Source organism: Streptomyces sp. JLYT201 (genome assembly GCF_059448825.1).
In genome coordinates, this window is the sequence record NZ_CM182551.1 from 6,819,774 (window position 1) to 6,837,260 (window position 17,487).

17 protein-coding genes are annotated in these 17,487 nt (G+C 73.3%); 10 read left to right on the plus strand and 7 right to left on the minus strand.

The genetic code is table 11. From position 1 onward, the window contains the following. Nucleotides 1–202: 202 nt before the first annotated feature. Entirely contained in the window at nucleotides 203–1,273 is a 1,071-nt protein-coding gene (pgfA, locus tag AC5WAM_RS28730) for a cell envelope lipid trafficking protein PgfA (RefSeq protein WP_366793981.1), read from the minus strand. Nucleotides 1,274–1,640: 367 nt separating this feature from the next. On the opposite strand from pgfA, the gene AC5WAM_RS28735 reads away from it, so the two are divergent. The 3 genes from AC5WAM_RS28735 to AC5WAM_RS28745 all read left to right on the plus strand — a co-directional run bounded on the left by AC5WAM_RS28735 (nucleotide 1,641) and on the right by AC5WAM_RS28745 (nucleotide 3,901). Next, nucleotides 1,641–1,802, plus strand: a complete 162-nt coding sequence (locus tag AC5WAM_RS28735; protein WP_171075729.1) for a hypothetical protein — start codon at nucleotides 1,641–1,643, stop codon at nucleotides 1,800–1,802. 49 nt (nucleotides 1,803–1,851) lie between these two features. After that, nucleotides 1,852–3,075 carry a PucR-like N-terminal domain-containing protein gene (locus tag AC5WAM_RS28740; RefSeq protein WP_366794020.1) on the plus strand — a complete coding sequence of 408 codons (1,224 nt, stop codon included), beginning with the start codon at nucleotides 1,852–1,854 and terminating at the stop codon, nucleotides 3,073–3,075. 100 nt (nucleotides 3,076–3,175) lie between these two features. Next, complete coding sequence (locus AC5WAM_RS28745) at nucleotides 3,176–3,901, plus strand: SCO2400 family protein (protein ID WP_495519309.1); 726 nt, start codon at nucleotides 3,176–3,178, stop codon at nucleotides 3,899–3,901. A gap of 96 nt (nucleotides 3,902–3,997) precedes the next feature. On the opposite strand, the gene AC5WAM_RS28750 is transcribed toward AC5WAM_RS28745, so the two are convergent. Further along, nucleotides 3,998–4,441 carry a MarR family winged helix-turn-helix transcriptional regulator gene (locus tag AC5WAM_RS28750; protein WP_495519310.1) on the minus strand — a complete coding sequence of 148 codons (444 nt, stop codon included), beginning with the start codon at nucleotides 4,439–4,441 and terminating at the stop codon, nucleotides 3,998–4,000. A gap of 145 nt (nucleotides 4,442–4,586) precedes the next feature. Between AC5WAM_RS28750 and AC5WAM_RS28755 the strand changes: the two genes are divergently transcribed. Both AC5WAM_RS28755 and AC5WAM_RS28760 read left to right on the plus strand, forming a co-directional pair. After that, a complete protein-coding gene (locus AC5WAM_RS28755) occupies nucleotides 4,587–5,621 on the plus strand; it encodes an NADP-dependent oxidoreductase (RefSeq protein ID WP_495519311.1) in 1,035 nt (344 codons plus the stop codon). Nucleotides 5,622–5,705: 84 nt separating this feature from the next. Continuing rightward, a complete protein-coding gene (locus AC5WAM_RS28760; RefSeq protein WP_138959536.1) occupies nucleotides 5,706–6,134 on the plus strand; it encodes an organic hydroperoxide resistance protein in 429 nt (142 codons plus the stop codon). Between the two features lie 117 nt (nucleotides 6,135–6,251). Here AC5WAM_RS28760 and AC5WAM_RS28765 read toward each other — a convergent pair whose 3' ends face one another. Then, on the minus strand, nucleotides 6,252–8,813 hold the full coding sequence (locus AC5WAM_RS28765) for a M14 family zinc carboxypeptidase (RefSeq protein WP_495519312.1): 2,562 nt from the start codon (nucleotides 8,811–8,813) through the stop codon (nucleotides 6,252–6,254). 113 nt (nucleotides 8,814–8,926) lie between these two features. On the opposite strand from AC5WAM_RS28765, the gene AC5WAM_RS28770 reads away from it, so the two are divergent. Then, on the plus strand, nucleotides 8,927–9,733 hold the full coding sequence (locus tag AC5WAM_RS28770; protein WP_366793987.1) for an EI24 domain-containing protein: 807 nt from the start codon (nucleotides 8,927–8,929) through the stop codon (nucleotides 9,731–9,733). Nucleotides 9,734–9,952: 219 nt separating this feature from the next. On the opposite strand, the gene AC5WAM_RS28775 is transcribed toward AC5WAM_RS28770, so the two are convergent. Continuing rightward, the gene (locus AC5WAM_RS28775; RefSeq protein WP_495519313.1) at nucleotides 9,953–11,224 is read right to left on the minus strand and encodes a pyroglutamyl-peptidase I; all 1,272 of its coding nucleotides are present in this window, start codon (nucleotides 11,222–11,224) and stop codon (nucleotides 9,953–9,955) included. Between the two features lie 303 nt (nucleotides 11,225–11,527). On the opposite strand from AC5WAM_RS28775, the gene AC5WAM_RS28780 reads away from it, so the two are divergent. Then, complete coding sequence (locus tag AC5WAM_RS28780; RefSeq protein WP_495519314.1) at nucleotides 11,528–12,106, plus strand: hypothetical protein; 579 nt, start codon at nucleotides 11,528–11,530, stop codon at nucleotides 12,104–12,106. Here the strand turns inward: AC5WAM_RS28780 and AC5WAM_RS28785 are convergent. After that, nucleotides 12,038–12,997, minus strand: a complete 960-nt coding sequence (locus AC5WAM_RS28785) for a LysR family transcriptional regulator (RefSeq protein ID WP_495519315.1) — start codon at nucleotides 12,995–12,997, stop codon at nucleotides 12,038–12,040. The two genes, AC5WAM_RS28780 and AC5WAM_RS28785, sit on opposite strands and share 69 nt — an antisense overlap. Before the next feature lie 49 nt (nucleotides 12,998–13,046). On the opposite strand from AC5WAM_RS28785, the gene AC5WAM_RS28790 reads away from it, so the two are divergent. Together AC5WAM_RS28790 and AC5WAM_RS28795 are read left to right on the plus strand one after the other, a co-directional pair. After that, the gene (locus AC5WAM_RS28790; protein ID WP_495519316.1) at nucleotides 13,047–13,892 is read left to right on the plus strand and encodes an NAD(P)-dependent oxidoreductase; all 846 of its coding nucleotides are present in this window, start codon (nucleotides 13,047–13,049) and stop codon (nucleotides 13,890–13,892) included. Nucleotides 13,893–13,909: 17 nt separating this feature from the next. Further along, complete coding sequence (locus AC5WAM_RS28795; protein ID WP_366793991.1) at nucleotides 13,910–14,287, plus strand: RidA family protein; 378 nt, start codon at nucleotides 13,910–13,912, stop codon at nucleotides 14,285–14,287. Between the two features lie 21 nt (nucleotides 14,288–14,308). Here AC5WAM_RS28795 and AC5WAM_RS28800 read toward each other — a convergent pair whose 3' ends face one another. Further along, entirely contained in the window at nucleotides 14,309–15,214 is a 906-nt protein-coding gene (locus AC5WAM_RS28800) for an SGNH/GDSL hydrolase family protein (protein WP_495519317.1), read from the minus strand. A 379-nt stretch (nucleotides 15,215–15,593) separates the two neighbouring features. Here AC5WAM_RS28800 and AC5WAM_RS28805 point away from each other — a divergent pair, with 379 nt between their 5' ends. Continuing rightward, entirely contained in the window at nucleotides 15,594–16,088 is a 495-nt protein-coding gene (locus AC5WAM_RS28805) for a DUF3145 domain-containing protein (protein ID WP_138959528.1), read from the plus strand. A 78-nt stretch (nucleotides 16,089–16,166) separates the two neighbouring features. Here the strand turns inward: AC5WAM_RS28805 and fabF are convergent, their stop codons facing one another. Further along, complete coding sequence (fabF, locus tag AC5WAM_RS28810) at nucleotides 16,167–17,429, minus strand: beta-ketoacyl-ACP synthase II (RefSeq protein ID WP_366793994.1); 1,263 nt, start codon at nucleotides 17,427–17,429, stop codon at nucleotides 16,167–16,169. Nucleotides 17,430–17,487 lie beyond the last annotated feature (58 nt).

Genomic DNA, 17,487 nt, shown 5'->3' on the forward strand with positions numbered 1-17,487 from the left:
GGCTCTGGTGGCGGACGGGCGGTGCTCGGCGGGTTCCGGACGGTGCGTGGGGGCGGAATCCCGCAGGTCGGTCGGGGCGCGGGGGGCTCGGGGGGTGGTGCGGGCCGGTGCGTGTGGGTGGGGTGGTTAGTTTTCGCCGCACCGAACGGTGCGGCTACTCACCGGCGTGACAATTTCAGGCCTTCTTAGATCTGACGTCTCATCACTTCGTGCTGGATTGCAGGGTGCTTCGTGAGATATCGGAATGTGGACCTTCCGCATCCGGATTTCCACCGTGCCCGTTCGAGCCATCCGGGCCGTTCGGGTCGCGGGGGTCGTCCGCCCCGTTCGCACCCGCGCTGCGGCCCCGCAGGACCAGGGCGCCGCCGAACAGCGTGAGCGCCCCGCCCAGGACCACACAGAGCAGCGGCAGGGTCTCGCCGACCAGCTTCAGGCGCGAGCTGTCGTCCTTGGCGAGCTTCACCTGGGCCCGCTGCGTCTTCTCGTTGAACGCGATGCGCCGGCTGTCCAGGAGCACCGTGCGGTCCGTCTTGCCGCCGGGCGCGCGCAGCGTCTTGCGCGGGCCGATGGCCGCGTAGATGATCCGGCCGGTGCGCTTGTCGGCGACCAGGTCGATCTTGTGGTTCGCGTACCACTCCTCGGCCATGACCTGGCCGCGCTTCGGCAGCCCGACCAGACGCCCCGGCACCTGCCGGGTACCTGCCTTCGTGGCCTTCACCTCGCCGGTGAAGCGGTAGCCCTCGTACCCCTGGATCTTCTTCGTGCCCCGGTAGCTCAGCGGGACGGTGTCGCCGAGGGTGCTGTCCCACCACAGGTAGGCGCGCTTCTGCACGTCGAACGGGAACTTCAGGTACGCCTCGCCCTCGAAGTACGGCTTCTCGCCGCAGCAGTGCACGGGCTTGTTGGTCCTGCGGTCGGTGACCCAGCGCTCCAGGGACCACTGGAGCGAGTCGTGCGGGTCGGCGGCGGGCAGCGTCTTGTCCGGGTCGACGGACGTGGACACGTCCCAGATCGCCCGCCCCGACTTCTCGCTGTCGGCGACGTCGCCGCGCACCTGCCGGGTGATGGTGAGGTGCTGGTCCTCCACGGTCTTGATCTTCTCGGTATCGAAATAGCTGCCCGTCCCTTCGAAGACGGTGATCTGGTCTACGTCGATCGGCGTGCGTTTCGCCCGCGGCTCGACGTACCAGGCCAGCATCGGGGCCAGGACCAGCAGAAAGGCGCCGAGACCGAGCAGGACCAGGGACAAGGGCGAGGCTGTACGGCGCGTCATCCGGCGCTCCTGCCGTGAGGTGAACAGGGGGACGGTCGAACACAGAGCTGTGGAGCACAAAAACGGTGGATCACGAATCGGTCACACACTGGTCGGCCGCTCAACTGTGAGGCATTACCGATGAGTTGCGCAGGTGCTTCGGATCTGTTGCCGATGAGTTGCCCGAATCGCTGCGCCGCTGTCACCACGGTGTTACTGACCCGTATGAGCCGCGAACGCTAGGCGGACCCTTGACGCAGTGTCAATGGTTGTCGACACTGGGCACCTGCCGGACGGGGCCGGCAACGGGCCGGTTATCGACTCTGCGTGACCGGACAGCTCGGGATCAGGGTGGGGTACGACCTCCAGCAGAGAGGCTGACCCTCGTATGCACAGACTGCTCGCCGCGGCACTGACCGCCGCCGTCGCCGCGGCCCTCGCCGTGGGCGCCGGCTTCGGCATCGTCGCGCTCCTGAACGCCACGCCCGACCAGCCCAACCGGCCGCTCGTGCACTACGAGTCACCCGACCGCGACCAGCGGGACCAGTGATCCGGCCGTGTCCGCCGCCCCCGACGTCTCCGAGAGCGAGCGCCCGACCATGACTCGCTCCGCCTGGCGCGATGTACCGCCCCTCCAGGTCAGACGCTTCGCCGCGCTGGCCCTCGAAGAGGTGCCCGTGCTCGCCCAGGACATCCTGCGGGAGATCCGCGCCGAGTATCCGGGCCTGCCCGTCGTCCTCGACGACTCCGGCGAGCCCATGGCGCTCGTCGGCATCAGGCGCGCCCTCGAAGGCTTCGTCCAGCAGCTGGCCGCCGCCGACCGGCCGCGCTACCACCCCGAGGTGTTCCAGGAGTTCGGCCGCGGCGAGGGCCTCGAAGGCCGCAGCCTCGACTCGCTCCAGGCGATCTACCGCCTCGGCGTCCGGCTCGCCTGGCGCCGCCTCGCCGAGATCGGCCAGCAGACCGAGATACCGCCTCCGGCCATGTACGAGCTCGCCGAGTCCGGCTTCGAGTACCTGGACGGCCTGGTCGACCAGTCGGTGCGCGGCTACGCCGAGGCCGCGGCCCGCCAGGCCGGGGAGCGGCTGCGGCTGCAACGCAAGCTGATGGAGTCCCTGCTCGCCGAGCGCCGCCCCGAGCCGCAGCCCAACTCCGTGCTCGGCGCCGACGGCGGCCTCGACGAGCGGGCCGCGCGGGTCGGCTGGCCGCTGCCCGAGCGCGTCGCCGTCGGCGTGCTGCTCCGCCCGGCGCGCGAGGCGGTCGCCCCGGCCGTCGGCGAGGGCGTGCTGCTCGACATGGAGGCCGAGCAGCCCCGCATGGTCGTGCCCGACCCGGACGCCGCGGGCCGCCCCGAACTCCTGCGCCGCGCCATGACCGGCTGGTCGGGCGCCATCGGCCCGCCCGTGCCGCTCGCCGACGCCGCGAAGTCGCTGCGCTGGGCGCAGGCGGCGATCGGCCTGATGCAGCGCGGACTGCTGCCCGCGGGCGAGGTGCTGCACTGCACCGAGCACACCGAGGCCCTGGTCCTGCTCCAGCCCGAGGAGCTCATCGAGGACCTCACCCGGCGCTGTCTCGCCCCCCTCGAACACTGCGGGCCCGCCCACGGCCGCCGCCTCGCGCAGACGCTGCTCGCCTGGCTGGAGACCCGCGGCGGCGCCCCCGAAGTCGCCGCCCGCCTTGGTGTGCACCCGCAAACCGTGCGCTATCGCCTGCGGCAGATCCGGGAGCTGTGGGGCGACGAGATCGACGACCCGGACCGCCGCTTCGAGCTGGAGCTGGTCCTGCGGGCCCGGCGGCTGCGCGGTGAACTGGGGCGGCCCTGACGCGCCGGGGGCACACCGTTCCCGGATGGTTCAGTTCCGCACACAACCTTCACAGCTTCGGCTTCCTTGCGCCCCGCGCGGGACCTAGCCTCCATGCCTCATGGGCCCCACGGACTACTGCCACGCGTGCCACCGGCACCTCAACGGCGCCTTCGCCTGCCCCGGCTGCGGAACCCCCGCCGAGGCGTGCCGCGCGTACGAGCCCCACGACACGTACGAGCCGCACGAGGCCGACGGCACGAGCGAGGAGTACGAGGGCGAGGAGCACGGGGCAGGCGATGAACGGTCCCAGGAGCCGGGGCGCCGGGGCGGCCGCACCCGCAGGGCCGCCCAGCACCGCCGCAGGCGCCGCCGACTGCTCCTGGCCACCGCGGGCCTGGCGCTCGCCGCGGGCGGCCTGAGCTTCGCCGAACTCGGCACGGAGTCGCGCTCCGAACGCCCGGAGAAGGCGTCCGCGGCCGAGGGCGAGCCGCGCCACGACACCGCCGAACACCCCGACGGCACGGCGGACGCGGTCGGCGCGGACACCTCCGCCGAGCCGGTGTCGTCCTCGGCGTCCCCGTCGCAGGACGCGACCACGGGCACCCCCCAGGAGAAGGAACGGGAGGGGACGGCGGAGGCGGCGCGGAACGGGAGCGCCCCGGACGAGTCGTCCTCGTCGGCGCGCGGTCCGTCCGCCTCCGACCCCCGCCCCGAGCCCACCTCGAACACCCCCACCACGGCCCCGGCCCCCAAGCCCACGACGTCCAGGTCCCCGACGAACAAGCCGCGCCCGACCCCGGCCCCGACGGAATCGTGCGACCGCTTCCTGTGGTGGTGCACCTAGGCGGCCGGGGGAGCGCCCCGAAAGGGGCGCGGGGAACTGCGCGACAAGCCACCGGCGGCCCGCGGACGAAAAGGAACAAGGGAGAAGGCGAGGGCGCTAGCCCTCGCCCAGCATCCGGCGCAGCAACCCGCGAAGGGACTCGCGCTCGTCCCGGGAGAGCTGCGCCAGCGGCTCGCGCGCGAAGTCGAGGGACTCGCGCAGACTCCGCGCGGTCCGCAGCCCCTCCGCCGTCGGCGCCGCCAGCTTCACGCGGCGGTCGGTCGGGTCGGGGCGCCGCTCGACGAGGCCGCGGGCCTCCAGGCGGTCGACGATTCCGGTCACGTTCGACGGCTCGCACTTCAGCTTCTGGGCGATGCGCCGCATCGGCATCGGCTCCAGGGAGAGCAGCCCGAGGACGCGCGCCTGTGCCCCGGTCAGGGCGTGCTTGCCCGCCGCCACCTCGTACTCCTCGTGATAGCGCGCCACGACCGTGCCGATCAGCTCGACGACCTCGAGCGTCAGCGGGTCGATGCGGGGGGCGGGGGAGTCCTTGGTGACCATGTCTCACAGCGTACCCATTTACTTGACAATCTAAAATATCGAAGCGCATGCTTATTTCAGAACCTGAAGCATTAGGCCCCGAAGCCCTCGCACCCCGACGGCGCCCGGGGCCTGACGTCCGAGGAAGTCTGAGGAGGACGCCCCCATGTCCGTCACCCCCGAGCAGCTCCCCGCCACCGGCCGCGCCTGGCACCTCGTGCGGCGCCCGCACGGCTGGCCGGTCCCGGAGGACTTCGCGCTGCGGGAGGTCCCCGTCGAGGCCCCGGCGGAAGGCCGCGTCCTGGTCCGGAACCTGCACTTCTCCGTCGACCCGTACATGCGCGGCCGCATGAACGACGTGAAGTCGTACATCCCGCCCTTCCAGCTCGACCAGTCCATGGACGGCGGCGCGGTCGGCGTGGTCGTGGCCTCGAACGCGGACGGCTTCGCGGTGGGCGACCACGTGCTGCACTTCGGTGGCTGGCGGGAGTACGCCTCGGTGCCCGCCCAGCACGCGACCAAGGTGGACCCGGAGGCGGCCCCGCTCTCCGCGTACCTGGGCGTGCTCGGCATGCCGGGCCTGACGGCGTACGCGGGCCTGCTCGAAGTGGCCTCCTTCAAGGAGGGCGACGCCGTCTTCGTCTCCGGCGCGGCGGGCGCGGTCGGCAGCCAGGTCGGCCAGATCGCCCGGCTCAAGGGCGCCTCGCGCGTCGTGGGCTCGGCGGGCTCGGACGACAAGGTCAAGCTCCTGGTCGAGGAGTACGGCTTCAATGCGGCCTTCAACTACAAGGACGAGAAGCCGGTCGTCGACCAGCTCAAAGAGGCGGCCCCCGACGGCATCGACGTCTACTTCGACAACGTGGGCGGCGAGCACCTGGAGGCCGCCATCAGCCGGATGAACGTGGGCGGTCGCGCCACCATCTGCGGCATGATCGCGGGCTACAACGACACCGAGCCGACCCCGGGCCCGCGCAACATGGCCATGATCATCGGCAAGCGCCTGCGGCTCCAGGGCATGCTCGTGGGCGACCACGAGAGCCTCCAGCCGCAGTTCGTGCGCGAGGTCGGCGCCTGGGTCCGCTCCGGCGAGCTGAAGTACGCCGAGACGTTCGCGCACGGCATCGACAGCGGCGTGGACGCCTTCCTCGGCATGCTGCGCGGCGAGAACACCGGCAAGATGATCGTCTCTCTCGACGGCTGAGAACTTCCGCCACTCGGTAAGGTAATTCCAATCGCCGGGCCGGCGGGCGCGCGGAACGGCACACACCAGGAGGATTCGACACCCATGTCCATCCAGAACATCGACGTCAAGTACACCGCCGTGGCCACCGCGGAGAACGGCCGCGACGGGCGGGTCGCCTCCGACGACGGCAAGCTCGACGTCGTCGTGAACCCGCCGAAGGAGCTGGGCGGCAGCGGCGCGGGCACCAACCCCGAGCAGCTCTTCGCCGCCGGTTACAGCGCCTGCTTCCAGGGCGCCCTCGGCGTCGTCGCCCGCCGCGAGAAGGCCGACATCTCCGGCTCCACGGTCACCGCCAAGGTCGGCATAGGCCAGACCGAGTCCGGCGGCTTCGGCCTGGAGGTCGAGCTGGTGACCTCCATCCCGAACGTGGACGAGGCCACCGCCAAGTCCCTGGTCGAGCAGGCCCACCAGGTGTGCCCGTACTCGAACGCGACGCGCGGCAACATCAAGGTCGAGCTCAAGCTGGCGTGACCTGCCTCGGTTGATGCCGGAGGGGCTGGATCTTCCAGCCCCTCCGGCGTTTGAGGAGCGGGGTCTGGGGCGGAGCCCCAGTTCGGGAAGGGGCGGGCCTGGGGCGCCCCGCGAGGGCTAGCGCCCCGCCAGCAGCGCCCGCCCCACCTGCGCGTACAGCCCCTTCGGGTGGGCCCGGAACAGGGGCTCCGTGCCGAACAGGGTCACCCGGGAGCCCCCGACCGCCCCGGAGACGACGGCGGCCTGCCCGGCCGCGTCCGAGGGCCCGCCCCGCCCGCCATCCGCCGCACGCCAGTGCCCGGACAGCAGCGGTTTCCCCGAGCCGTACGACTCCTCGACCCGCACCCCGTCCCCGAGCCCCGTGAACCACACCGGGGCGTAGACGAAGCTGAACCCGGCCGCCCCGCGGGCGTCGCGCACGCGCACCACGCCGTTGGCGTCGCCGTTGCCCTCGACGGCGGTGACGGGCAGCAGCCCCGCCGCGGAGTTCAGCGCGGCACCCTCGGCCCCGCGTCCCACCAGGCCGCCCCCGCGCGCGAAGAACGCGTCGAGCCGGGCCTTCGCCTCGCCGTTCAGCTTCGCGCGGTCCAGGCCCGCCGACGCGAAGAGCACGTCGGTCCGGCCCCAGTCGAAACCGGCGTTGAGGGCGTTCGTCGACACGGGCACCACGTCGAAGCCCATCTCCCGCAGCGCGAACAGCTCGCCCGGCGTCACCGCGGCCGCGACCCGCGTGCGCCGCAGCACCTCGCCGCCGCGCGCCCGGGTCGCGCGGAAGGCGACGTCGTACTCGGCGGCGGCCTCCCGGGCGAGCCGCCGCGCGGACCCGGGCACGATCGCGCCGCCGTCCCCGGCGTCGCGCACCGCGACCCCGTCCCCGAGCAGCGAGTTGAGGGCCGCGACCTCGCGCGGGTCGTCGAGCCGCAGCCGCAGGTCACCGCGCGGGGCGACGTACGCGACCCGGGTGGCGGCGTGCACGCGCCGGGCGGGCACCCGCGCCGGATCGCCCTGGCCCACCGACCGCACGGACGCGCCCCACAGCCGACCGAGGCTCCAGCCCGAGATGTCGTACATGGTCGACACCTTGGCGCTGATGTCACGGCCGTCGGCCAGGATCACGTTCGCCAGGCCCCGCTTGGGCTGGCGCATGTCGACGACGTACGAGCCCTTCGCGTACGCGCGCCCGCCGAGCCGGAAGTCCCCGGTGGCGCGCCGCACGCGCACGTCGTTGGCGAGCAGGTGGTCCACGAGCCGGGACGCGGCCGCCGCCGAGCGCTGATCACGGCCGCCCGCCGGAATCACGTACGCGCGCGGGAACCTCGTCGTGTAGACGTCCTCCGGGCCGATGCCGGGAACCCCGGGCACCGTCTCCTTCGACACCGGCACCTGCCGCGCGCCCGCCGCGCCGCGCCGGAACACCTCGATCTGGTCCGCGATCAGCGACCGCCCCCTGCGGTCGGCGAAGCCGATGCTCGCCTTCATGGCCGCGCCCGCGATGTCCACGTTGACGGCGGCGCGGCGGCGCAGCTCGGCGACCGGCTGGGAGTCGTACTCCTCGTTGTTGACCTGGAGCGGGAACTCGATGGTGTGCGCCGCGACCGCGCCGTGGAAGGGCATGTACTGCGGCGTGAAGATGGGCGGCCAGTCGTCCCAGCCCTCCTTCTGGTCCCGGAAGGGGATGACCGCCGGCAACACGCCGTCCTTCGCCTCGGTGTAGCCGAGGCCGTTGACGGCCTTCTCCATGCCGAGGGCGTTGGCGTAGCTGTTCTTCAGGAACAGGTCGTACTCGTAGTTCTCGCCGTGCGGCGGCGTGGTCGGCTCGATCAGCGTGCCGTTGACGTAGCCGTGCAGGTCGATCATCACGGCGGGCTGCTTGGTGACGGCGATGCGCCGCACCGCGCGCGCCTCGGGCTGCGACGCGGTGATGAAGTCGCGGTTCAGGTCGAAGCCGCCCGCGTTCTGCCGGGTGCCCGCGATCCGGCCGTCGGGGTTCATGGTGACGTTGAAGTACAGGCGGTTGCGGGTCAGGAGCCTGCGCGTGCCCGCGTCCTTCGCCCCGGCCAGCTTCCTGATCAGCTTGAGGGCCGCGTCCGTGCCCTCCCACTCGTTGCCGTGGATGTTGTTGTTGACGAAGACGGGCGTCTTGTACGCGGACTTGATCGCCTTGTCCTTGGCGGCCGCGGCGGGCGCCTCGCTGATGAGGCGGCGCATCCGCTCCTGCCGGGCGGCCTCGCGCGCCGACTCGGGCGCGGTCACCGTCACCAGGTACAGCTCGTGGCCGCCCGCCGAACGCCCGGCGATCTCCACGCTGACCCGGTCGCCGATCCGCTGGATCTCGTTCAGCTCGGGCGCGATGGCGTGGTACGGGGTCAGGCCCAGCTTGATGGACTTGTCGGCCGGGTTCGGCGGCTCCGGGGCCAGCCTGCGCTCGCGGGGATAGCCGCGGATCCGGCCGGAGCCGAGCGGCACGTCGGCGCCGTCGAGCGCCCGCGCGGCCGCGGACTCGGGCGCCCGCGCCGCCTCGTCGGGCGGGTCGAGCGGCGTCCCGTCGCGGACGACCGGGCGCGGCGCGGGCCGGGGATCGGCGCTGGCACCGCCCGGCGCGAGCACGGTGAACAGCAGCGTGCCCGCGGCGGCCGAGGCGGTGAGCAGAACCGGTCTGGATGGCCGGGATGTCCCCATCCGTACCTCCCTTGGAAGATCCTGAGAGACCCTGAGAGATCAGGTAGGGGAGGTCTACAGGGTGAACTCCGCCGCAACAAGAGGGTTTTCATCCACCGGATAAGGTGTGCCGCATGCGTGATCTAGGTCAGGGCTTCGGCTATCTGGTGAAGGGGCAGCGCTGGGTCGCCCAGCACCGCAAGCAGTACGGCTGGGGGCTGCTGCCGGGCCTCATCACCCTCGTGCTGTACGCGGCCGCGCTCGTCGCGCTCGCGCTGTGGGGCTCCGACCTGGTGTCCTGGGCGACGCCGTTCGCCGACGACTGGGGCGACCCGTGGCAGGGCGCGTTCCGCGGCTTCCTCACCGCCCTGCTCTTCGCCCTCGCCCTGCTCCTGTCCGTGGTGAGCTTCACCGCCGTGACCCTCCTCATCGGGGAGCCGTTCTACGAGTCCCTGTCGGAGCAGGTCGACGTCTCCGTGGCGGGCTTCGCCCCCGAGTCGGGCCTGCCGCTCTGGCGCGACCTGTGGATCTCCGCGCGCGACAGCCTGCGGATCGTGGTGCGGGCCCTGCTGTGGAGCGTCCTGCTGTTCGGGCTCGGCTTCCTCCCCGTCGTGGGCCAGACGGTGATCCCCGTCCTCGGCTTCCTCGTCACCGGCTTCTTCCTGGCGGAGGAGCTGACGGCGGTCGCCCTCCAGCGCCGGGGCGTGCAGCTCCGCGAGCGGCTCGCCCTGCTGCGCGCCCGCAAGACCCTCGCCTGGGGCTTCGGCACGCCCCTCGCGGTGGCGTTCCTGGTCCCGTTCGTCGCCGTCTTCCTGATGCCGGGCGCGGTCGCGGGCGCGACCCTGATGGCCCGCGACCTCCTGGACGAGGACGATGACGCCGCCGTCGGGGACGACGGGGCCGCCGCCTCCGACCCGCCCCGCACCCCCACCACGGCGTAGCCCCGGGCTGGGTCTCTTCTGCGGCGCCGTCGTGGCCCATCGCGCCGGCGCGCTCGTCCTCAAACGCCGGACGGGCTACATGCCCGCGGCCCGCACCGGAGAGTTTCAGCCCGTCCGGCGTTTGAGGACGAGGCGCGGAGCGCCGATAAAGGCGGGGGCACGGGGGCGGCAGCCCCCGGTTCGGGAAGGGGCGGGCCTGGGGCGCCCCCGCGAGGGCACCTAGCCGCGGGCCTCCACCGCGGCCACCACGATCCGCCGCGTCTGTTCGACGATGTCCGTCCGGTTGCGCACGAACTCGGGATCGGTGACCGCCCCGGTCGCCGGGTCGGTGTTCCCCGCCCCGAACTGAAGCACCGGCGTGTGCACATGGCCGCCCGGCAGCCGGTCGTGCAGGCCGAGCCGGTCGCGCAGCAGCGTCGCGCGGTAGGCGATCTCGTTCGACAGGTAGTCACCGCCGCCGCCCTGGCGCGCGGTCGACCCGGGCGTCGGCCCGTCGGGCCGGTTCACGGGCGTGCTGCCGCCCGCGGGGATCTCGGTGACGGCCGTGTTGTCGTAGACGGGGAAGCGCCCGGTGGAGGCCGCGACGATGTCCTTGTACGGCAGCGTCGTCGTGGTCCACTGCGGCTGCGAGGCGGGGTCGGAGACCGGCACGGTGCCGGTGCTCGACAGGTTCTCGTTGTCGCCGAAGCCGCCGCGCCACGCGCCGTTGGTCCGCTCGACGTCGAACTTGCCGACCCGGCCCTGGCTGACGGTTGTGAACAGGTCCACGCGCGGCAGCTGCCGCCGCAGCGCCCGCTCCACCGCACCGTCGGCGAAGTCCGTCCAGCGCACCGGGAACGTGACCGTCTCGATCCGGACGGGGCCCGCGGCCGTCCGTACGACCGTGCCGTCGAGGGCGAGCGCCGTCGCGCCGGACGGGTTGCTGATCCGGACGTCCCGGTCCAGCGTGAAGGGGTCGAAGCCGGTCAGGAGCACCCGCTTCATCCGCTTGCCGTGCCCGTGCGGGTACGTCACCGCGTCCTGGCCCCGGGACGACGCCTCCAGCTTCCGCAGCAGCCGCGCGCGCTGCTCAGCGCCGAGTTCGAGGCCCCGCGGCTCCCACGCCCGCAGCTCCCGCGTCATCCCGAGCCGCGCCCAGTACAGCGGCCGGTCGTCGTCCCGGCTCAAGTCCCCGCCCTCCGGACCGCGGCCCTGCACCCGGTCCACGGCGCGCTTCCACAGCGCCTGCCCGTGGCGTACGACGATCCGCTCGGCCTGCCCGTAGGAGTGCGCGCGGTCCAGGTCCCGTGCGAAGGCGGGCGCCACGGCGTCGAAGCCGCTGCGGCGCAGGATCTCCTGGGGCACCGCGCGCTCCAGGCGCTGCTCCTCGACAGTGGGCGCGGCCCCGCGCGGGACCGGGGAGTCGGCCAGGGCGGGTGCGGCCGAGGCCCCGAGCAACAGCGCGGCGCCGAGGGCCCCGAGCCGGAGCCCGACTATGTGAGACGAAGCCACGAGAGTCCTTCCGTTGCAGGTGAGGTGGCCGCAGTATCGCGGGGCGGGGGAGCCGAGCGCTACGGGTACGGGATCTTTGGCGAGCGACGCGGCCCGCCAGCCCAGCGGCCCGCGAGCCCCCCGCGGCCCGTGAGCCCCAGCGGCCCGCGAGGCCCGGGCGACTCATGAGGCCCCAGCGGGTCGCACCGGCCGCACGGCCCGCGCATGTCCACCCCAAGGCCCGGTCCGCCTCCCCCGCGCGGCGGAGGCGGACCACCGCGGGAGCCGATGTCCCGGCCGGGGCCGCGCACCAGCATGGAACACATGCTGAGAGTCACCTCCCTGCCCGGCGTGCCCCGCCGGGTCGCGCTCGCCGCGCACGCCGTGCCCTGGGTCGTCCTGCCGTCCAGCCTGTGGCGCGTCGCCCTCGTCCTGGGCCTGCCCGTGTCCGACTACCGGCCGGGGCCCGGCGAATCGCTGTACGTCCTCGCGCTCAGCGCCGTCTCGGAGGGCCTGGCCCTGCTGACCCTCGGCCTGGTCAGACCGTGGGGCGAGGTCGTGCCCCGCTGGCTGCCGCTGCTCGGCGGCCGCCCGGTGCGCCCGCTGGCCGCCGTGGTCCCGGCCGCGCTCGGCTCCGTGGCGCTCGCCGTGATCTGGGCCTTCGCCTTCTGGCGCGTGGGCACCGGCATGGACTCGGGCATCGGACCCGGCAGCATGGGATCGCCCGCGCAGGACGCGTTCCTGGTGCTCTGCTACGCCCCGCTGCTGCTGTGGGCCCCGCTGCTCATGGTGGTGACGGCGGCCTACCACCACCGCCGCCGCACGGCACGCCCCTCAGCCGGTGAGCAGCCGCCCGGACTCCCGCAGGGCGGCCAGGAACGGATCCACGCTGGGCGCGCGTGAGCGTCCCCGCGCCGTCGCCGCGTACACCGCGCGGGCGGGCGTGCCCTCGTCGTGGACGGGGACGAGCGCGACGTCCTGCCGTACGCCCTGGGCCGCGAGCGCCGGGATCAGCGTGACGCCGAGCCCGGCGGCGACGTACCCCTGCTTGGCGGTCCACTCGGCGACGACGTGGGCGACGCGCGGCCGGAAGCCGTGCCGCAGGGCCGCGTCGAGCAGCGTCCCCGCGGGCTCGGCGCTGCCGGAGATCCAGTCCTCCCCGGCGAGCCGGGCCAGCCCCAAGGAGGCCTCGCCCGCCAGGGGATGGGCGGCGGGCAGGGCCACGTACAGCGGCTCGTCCAGGAGGTGGTGCAGCTCGTACGCGCCCTCCGGGAGCGGGCCGCCCGTCGTCGACACCACGGCCAGGTCGAGCTCGCCGTCCGTGAGGCGGGTCAGCAGCGGCCCGGTGAAGCCCTCCTCGCGCGTGAGGGTCACCCCGGGGTGCCGGGCCCGGAACGCGGCGATGGCGCGCGGCACCAGGGCCACGTCCGCCGTCGCGAAGGCCCCGAACCGCAGCAGGCCCCGCGCGGCGCCCTCCAGGTCCGTCAACTCCTGCCGCAGCCGCGACAGTTGGCCGGTGACGGCCCGCGCGTGCGGCAGCACGGCCCGGCCGTGCGCGGTGAGCCGCACACCGCGCGGCAGCCGGTCGAAGAGCGGGGTCCCGCCGAGCGCGGCCTCCAGGGACGCGATCTGGCGGGACACGGCGGACTGCGTCAGGGACAGCCGCCGCGCCGCCACCGTGAACGAGCCCTCCCCGGCCACCTCCAGGAAGGCCCGCAGCCAGGAGGTGGAGAGATCGGCGGCGCCCGGGCCCGGCCCGTCCGCTCCACCATGCGCAGTCTGCATGCCTGCCATGCTAGACATTCGCTTGTCGCATCGCGTGCCCGGCCCTAGCGTCTTCCTCATGAAGCAGCGCACACAGCAGCCGGAACGCATCGCCTTCCTCGGCCTCGGCCACATGGGCGCGCCCATGGCCCGTCAACTGCTCGCCGCCGGGCACCCGTTGACCGTCTGGAACCGCACCGCCGCGAAGGCGGAGCCGCTCGTCGACGAGGGCGCGCGCCGCGCGCCCTCGCCCGCCGACGCCGTGCGGGACGCCGACGTCGTGATCACGATGCTCGCGGGCCCCGACGCCGTGCGGTCCGTCGCCGACGCGATCCTTCCCGCGGTCCGCGAGGGCGCGTACTGGGTGGAGATGTCGACCGTCGGGCCGGACGTCGTCAAGGAGCTGGAGGAGCGGGTCGCGGGCCGCGTCACGCTCGTCGACGCGCCCGTCGCGGGCAGCACGGACAAGGCCGCGGCGGGGCAGCTCGGCATCCTCGCGGGCGGCGACGCCGACGGGGTCGCGCACGTGCTCGCCCGGCTCGGGACCGTGACCCGCACCGGCCCCGTCGGGTCCGGCGCCGCGCTCAAGCTCGTCGTCAACACCGCGCTGCTCGGCGGTGTCGCCCTGGTCGCCGAGGTCCTCGCCCTCGCCGACGCGCTCGGCATCGACCAGGACGCGGCCCGCACCGCCCTCGCCGACGGGCCGCTCGGCGGCGCCGCGAACCGCGCCTTCGCCCAGGACGTGCACTTCGGCGCGGACCTCGCGGCGAAGGACACCGCGCTGGCCGCGCGGGCCGTCCGCCTCCCCGTCACGGAGGCCGTCGCGGCCCACTTCGAGGCCGCGGCCGCCGACCCCGACACCGTCCACCAGGACATCTCCCACACCGTGTCCCGCATCCGGGGCCGCGCCGCCCGCACCGACTGAGACCGGAGCCCACACCCGTGCACGCCACCCTGGCCAACCCCGCCGACGCGCCCCAGCCCCTCGGCCCCTACTCCCAGGTCGCCCACGTCCCGCTCGCCGACGGCCACGCGCTCCTGCACGTCTCCGGCCAGATCGCCGAGGGCGACGGCATAGCCGAGCAGAGCCGGGGCGTCTTCGAGACCCTCACCGCCCTCCTCGCCGCGTACGGCGCCACCCTCGACGACATCATCAACATCCGTACGTACCTGACCGACATGGACGACCTGCCCGGCTACGCGGCCGTACGCCGCTCCTACCTCACCGGTACGCCGCCCACCAGCACGACGGTCCAGGTGGCACGCCTCTTCCGGCCGGAGGCGCGGATCGAGGTGGAGGTGGTGGCGGTGACCCCCTAGGAGCCGGGCTCCGCCGGCCGGTCAGGGGCGGCGGGAGGTGATGCTGCGGTAGGCCATCTCGGCGAGCTGTGCCTGGCCGCTCTTGCTGGGGTGGAACCAGTCCCAGTGGCTCAAGTGGTCCTCACCGAAGCGGAAGCCGAACACCGCCCCGCCGTCGTACCGGCACCGCAGGTCCTTCGCGCAGACCTCCTTGAGCACGGTGTTGTACGCGACGACCCGCTCCTGCACGGACTGCCTGCGCTGCGTGGCGGCCCGGTCCGTCGCGTCCGCGTCCTGGAGCATCGACTTGCAGATGCCGAGCTTCCACACCTGCTTGCCGAGCAGGTTCTCGCGGCCCTCGGACCACAGCCGCTTGAGGTCCGGCACGCTCGCTACGTACACCTGCGCCTTGGGCCGGGTGGCGCGCAGCGCCGCCATCGCGTCCTCGAAGTCCGCCCGGAACTCGGCGACCGGCGTCATCTCCGCGACGGAGGACCGGCAGGCGTCGTTGGCCCCCGCCATCACGGTCACGAGCTCGGGCCGCCGGGCGGCGGCCTGCTCCATCTGCCCGGGCAGATCGGCCATGCGGGCACCGGTCTTGGCGTAGTTCCAACTGTGCGTGGCGGCGCGCTGCTTGCCGAGCAGCCGCTGCGCGAGGCTGCGCACCTCGCCGTCGCTGCCGGTCGCCCAGGACGCCTCGGGGCAGTCGGAGAGCACCGAGCAGGCGTCGAAGCCACGGGTGATGGAGTCGCCGACGGCGGCCAGGGAGCGGGGGCTCTCGTCCCACACGGGCACGGCCTTGCGGCCCGCTCTGTCCTGCGCGGAGGGGCCGTTCGGCGCCGCGTCGTCACCGCCCGACGCGTCACACGCGGTGAGCGTGGCGATGCCGGTCAGAGCCGCCGCCGCGACGGCGACGGCGGCCCGGGAGCGGCGCCGTGAGTTCCGCATACTCGTCCCCTCTGTCCCGTAGTCGTCCAACGGGACGTCGTACGGGCCCTTCAGGTTGCGTGCCACCGCATGGTGAGATGTCCCGGCGACGGCCGACGGACACCCGGCCGGGGGGCAACGGGCCTCCCAGCGAGTGAAACATCCGTGTTGCCCGGCATGCGGACCGACGGTACGTCACAATCCTTGCCTCACATCACGGTAGCCTCGCCACCCAGTGGCAACCGATTTTTTTCGGTTCCGCTAAATTACATCACGTCACATCTGTCCCGTTTTCAGTCTTTCCTTGTCTTTCCTCGGATTCGAGGAACAGCTGGAATACCGCTCGGCACGGGCTCGGGGCCGCCGGGAACGGCGTGTCCCACCCACACTGGAGGTCCCGGTGACGACACGTGGAGTTCTGTACGTGCACTCCGCACCGCGCGCGCTGTGCCCGCACGTCGAGTGGGCGGTCGCCGGGGTGCTCGGCGCCCGCGTCAGCCTCGACTGGATCAGGCAGCCCGCGGCGCCCGGTACGTGGAGATCCGAGTTCTCCTGGCGCGGCGCGGCCGGGACCGCCTCCAAGCTGGCCTCCGCGCTGCGCGGCTGGCAGCTGCTGCGCTTCGAGGTCACCGCGGAGCCCTCCGCCACGGCCGAGGGCGAGCGCTACAGCGCCACGCCCGAGCTCGGCATCTTCCACGCCGTCACCGGCATCCACGGCGACATCCTGATCCCCGAGGACCGGCTGCGCGCCGCCCTCGCCCGCTCCAAGGGCGGCGAGAGCGATCTGGAGGCCGAGGTCGCGGGGCTCCTCGGCAAGCCCTGGGACGACGAGCTGGAGCCGTTCCGCTACGCGGGCGAGGGCGCACCGGTGCGCTGGCTGCACCAGGTCGTCTGACGCCTCGACCGGGCGTACGTACGCAACGGGAAGGGCCCCCACCGCTCGGTGGGGGCCCTCCGCGTCGCTACCGGCTCGTCAGACCGTCCGGAAGGCGAGCACCACGTTGTGACCGCCGAAGCCGAACGAGTCGTTCAGGGCCGCGATCGTGCCCTCGGGCAGCGGGCGGGCCTCGCCGCGGATGATGTCCGCGTCGACCTCGGGGTCGAGGTTCTCGATGTTGATCGTCGGCGGGGCGATGCGGTGCTTGAGCGCGAGGACCGTGGCCACGGTCTCCACGCCGCCCGCGCCACCGAGCAGATGGCCGGTCATCGACTTCGTCGACGCGATCGCCATGTGGTCCACGTCGTCGCCGAAGGCCTTGCGCAGCGCCTTGATCTCACCGATGTCGCCCTGCGGCGTCGAGGTGGCGTGCGCGTTGATGTGCGCGATCTCGGACGGCTTGAGGTCGTTGTTCTCGACCAGGTGGCGCAGCGCCTGCGCGATGCCGCTGCCGGAGGGCTCCGGCTGCGTGATGTGGTGCGCGTCGGCCGAGATGCCCTGGCCCACCGCCTCCACGTAGATCTTGGCGCCGCGGGCCCTGGCGTGCTCCTCGGACTCCAGCACGACCACGCCCGCGCCCTCGCCGAGCACGAAGCCGTTGCGGTCGACGTCCCAGGGGCGCGAGGCGCCCTGCGGGTCGTCGTTGTTCTTCGACATCGCCATCATGTTGCCGAACGCGACGATCGGCAGCGGGTGGACCGCCGCCTCCGTGCCGCCCGCGACGACGACGTCGGCGCGGCCGGTGCGGATCATCTCGATCGCGTAGCCGATGGCCTCCGCGCCCGAGGCGCAGGCCGAGACCGGGGTGTGCACCCCGGCGCGGGCGCCGAGGGCGATGCCGACGTTCGCCGCGGGCGAGTTGGGCATCAGCATCGGCACGGTGTGCGGGGACACGCGGCGTACGCCCTTCTCCCGCAGCACGTCGTACTGGTCGAGCAGGGTGGTCACGCCGCCGATGCCGGAGGCGACGACCGCGCCGAGCCGGTCGGGGTCGACGCTCGCGTCCTCGCCCGCCTTGGCGGTGAAGCCCGCGTCCTTCCAGGCCTCCTGGGCCGCGATCAGCGCGAACTGCGCCGAGCGGTCCAGCTTGCGGGCCTGCGGACGCGGGATGACCTCACCCGGTTCGACGGCGATCTGGCCCGCGATGCGGACCGGCAGGTCCGCCGCCCAGTCCTGCTCGAGGACGCTGACCCCGGAGCGCCCGGCGAGCAGGCCCTCCCAGGTCGAGGCTGCGTCGCCACCCAGCGGTGTGGTTGCGCCGATACCGGTGACGACCACGGTGCGATTGGTCGAGTTCACTGGATTTCTCTCTCCACGGTTGGTTCAGATGCGGATGCGGCGGCGCCACCGCCGGGTG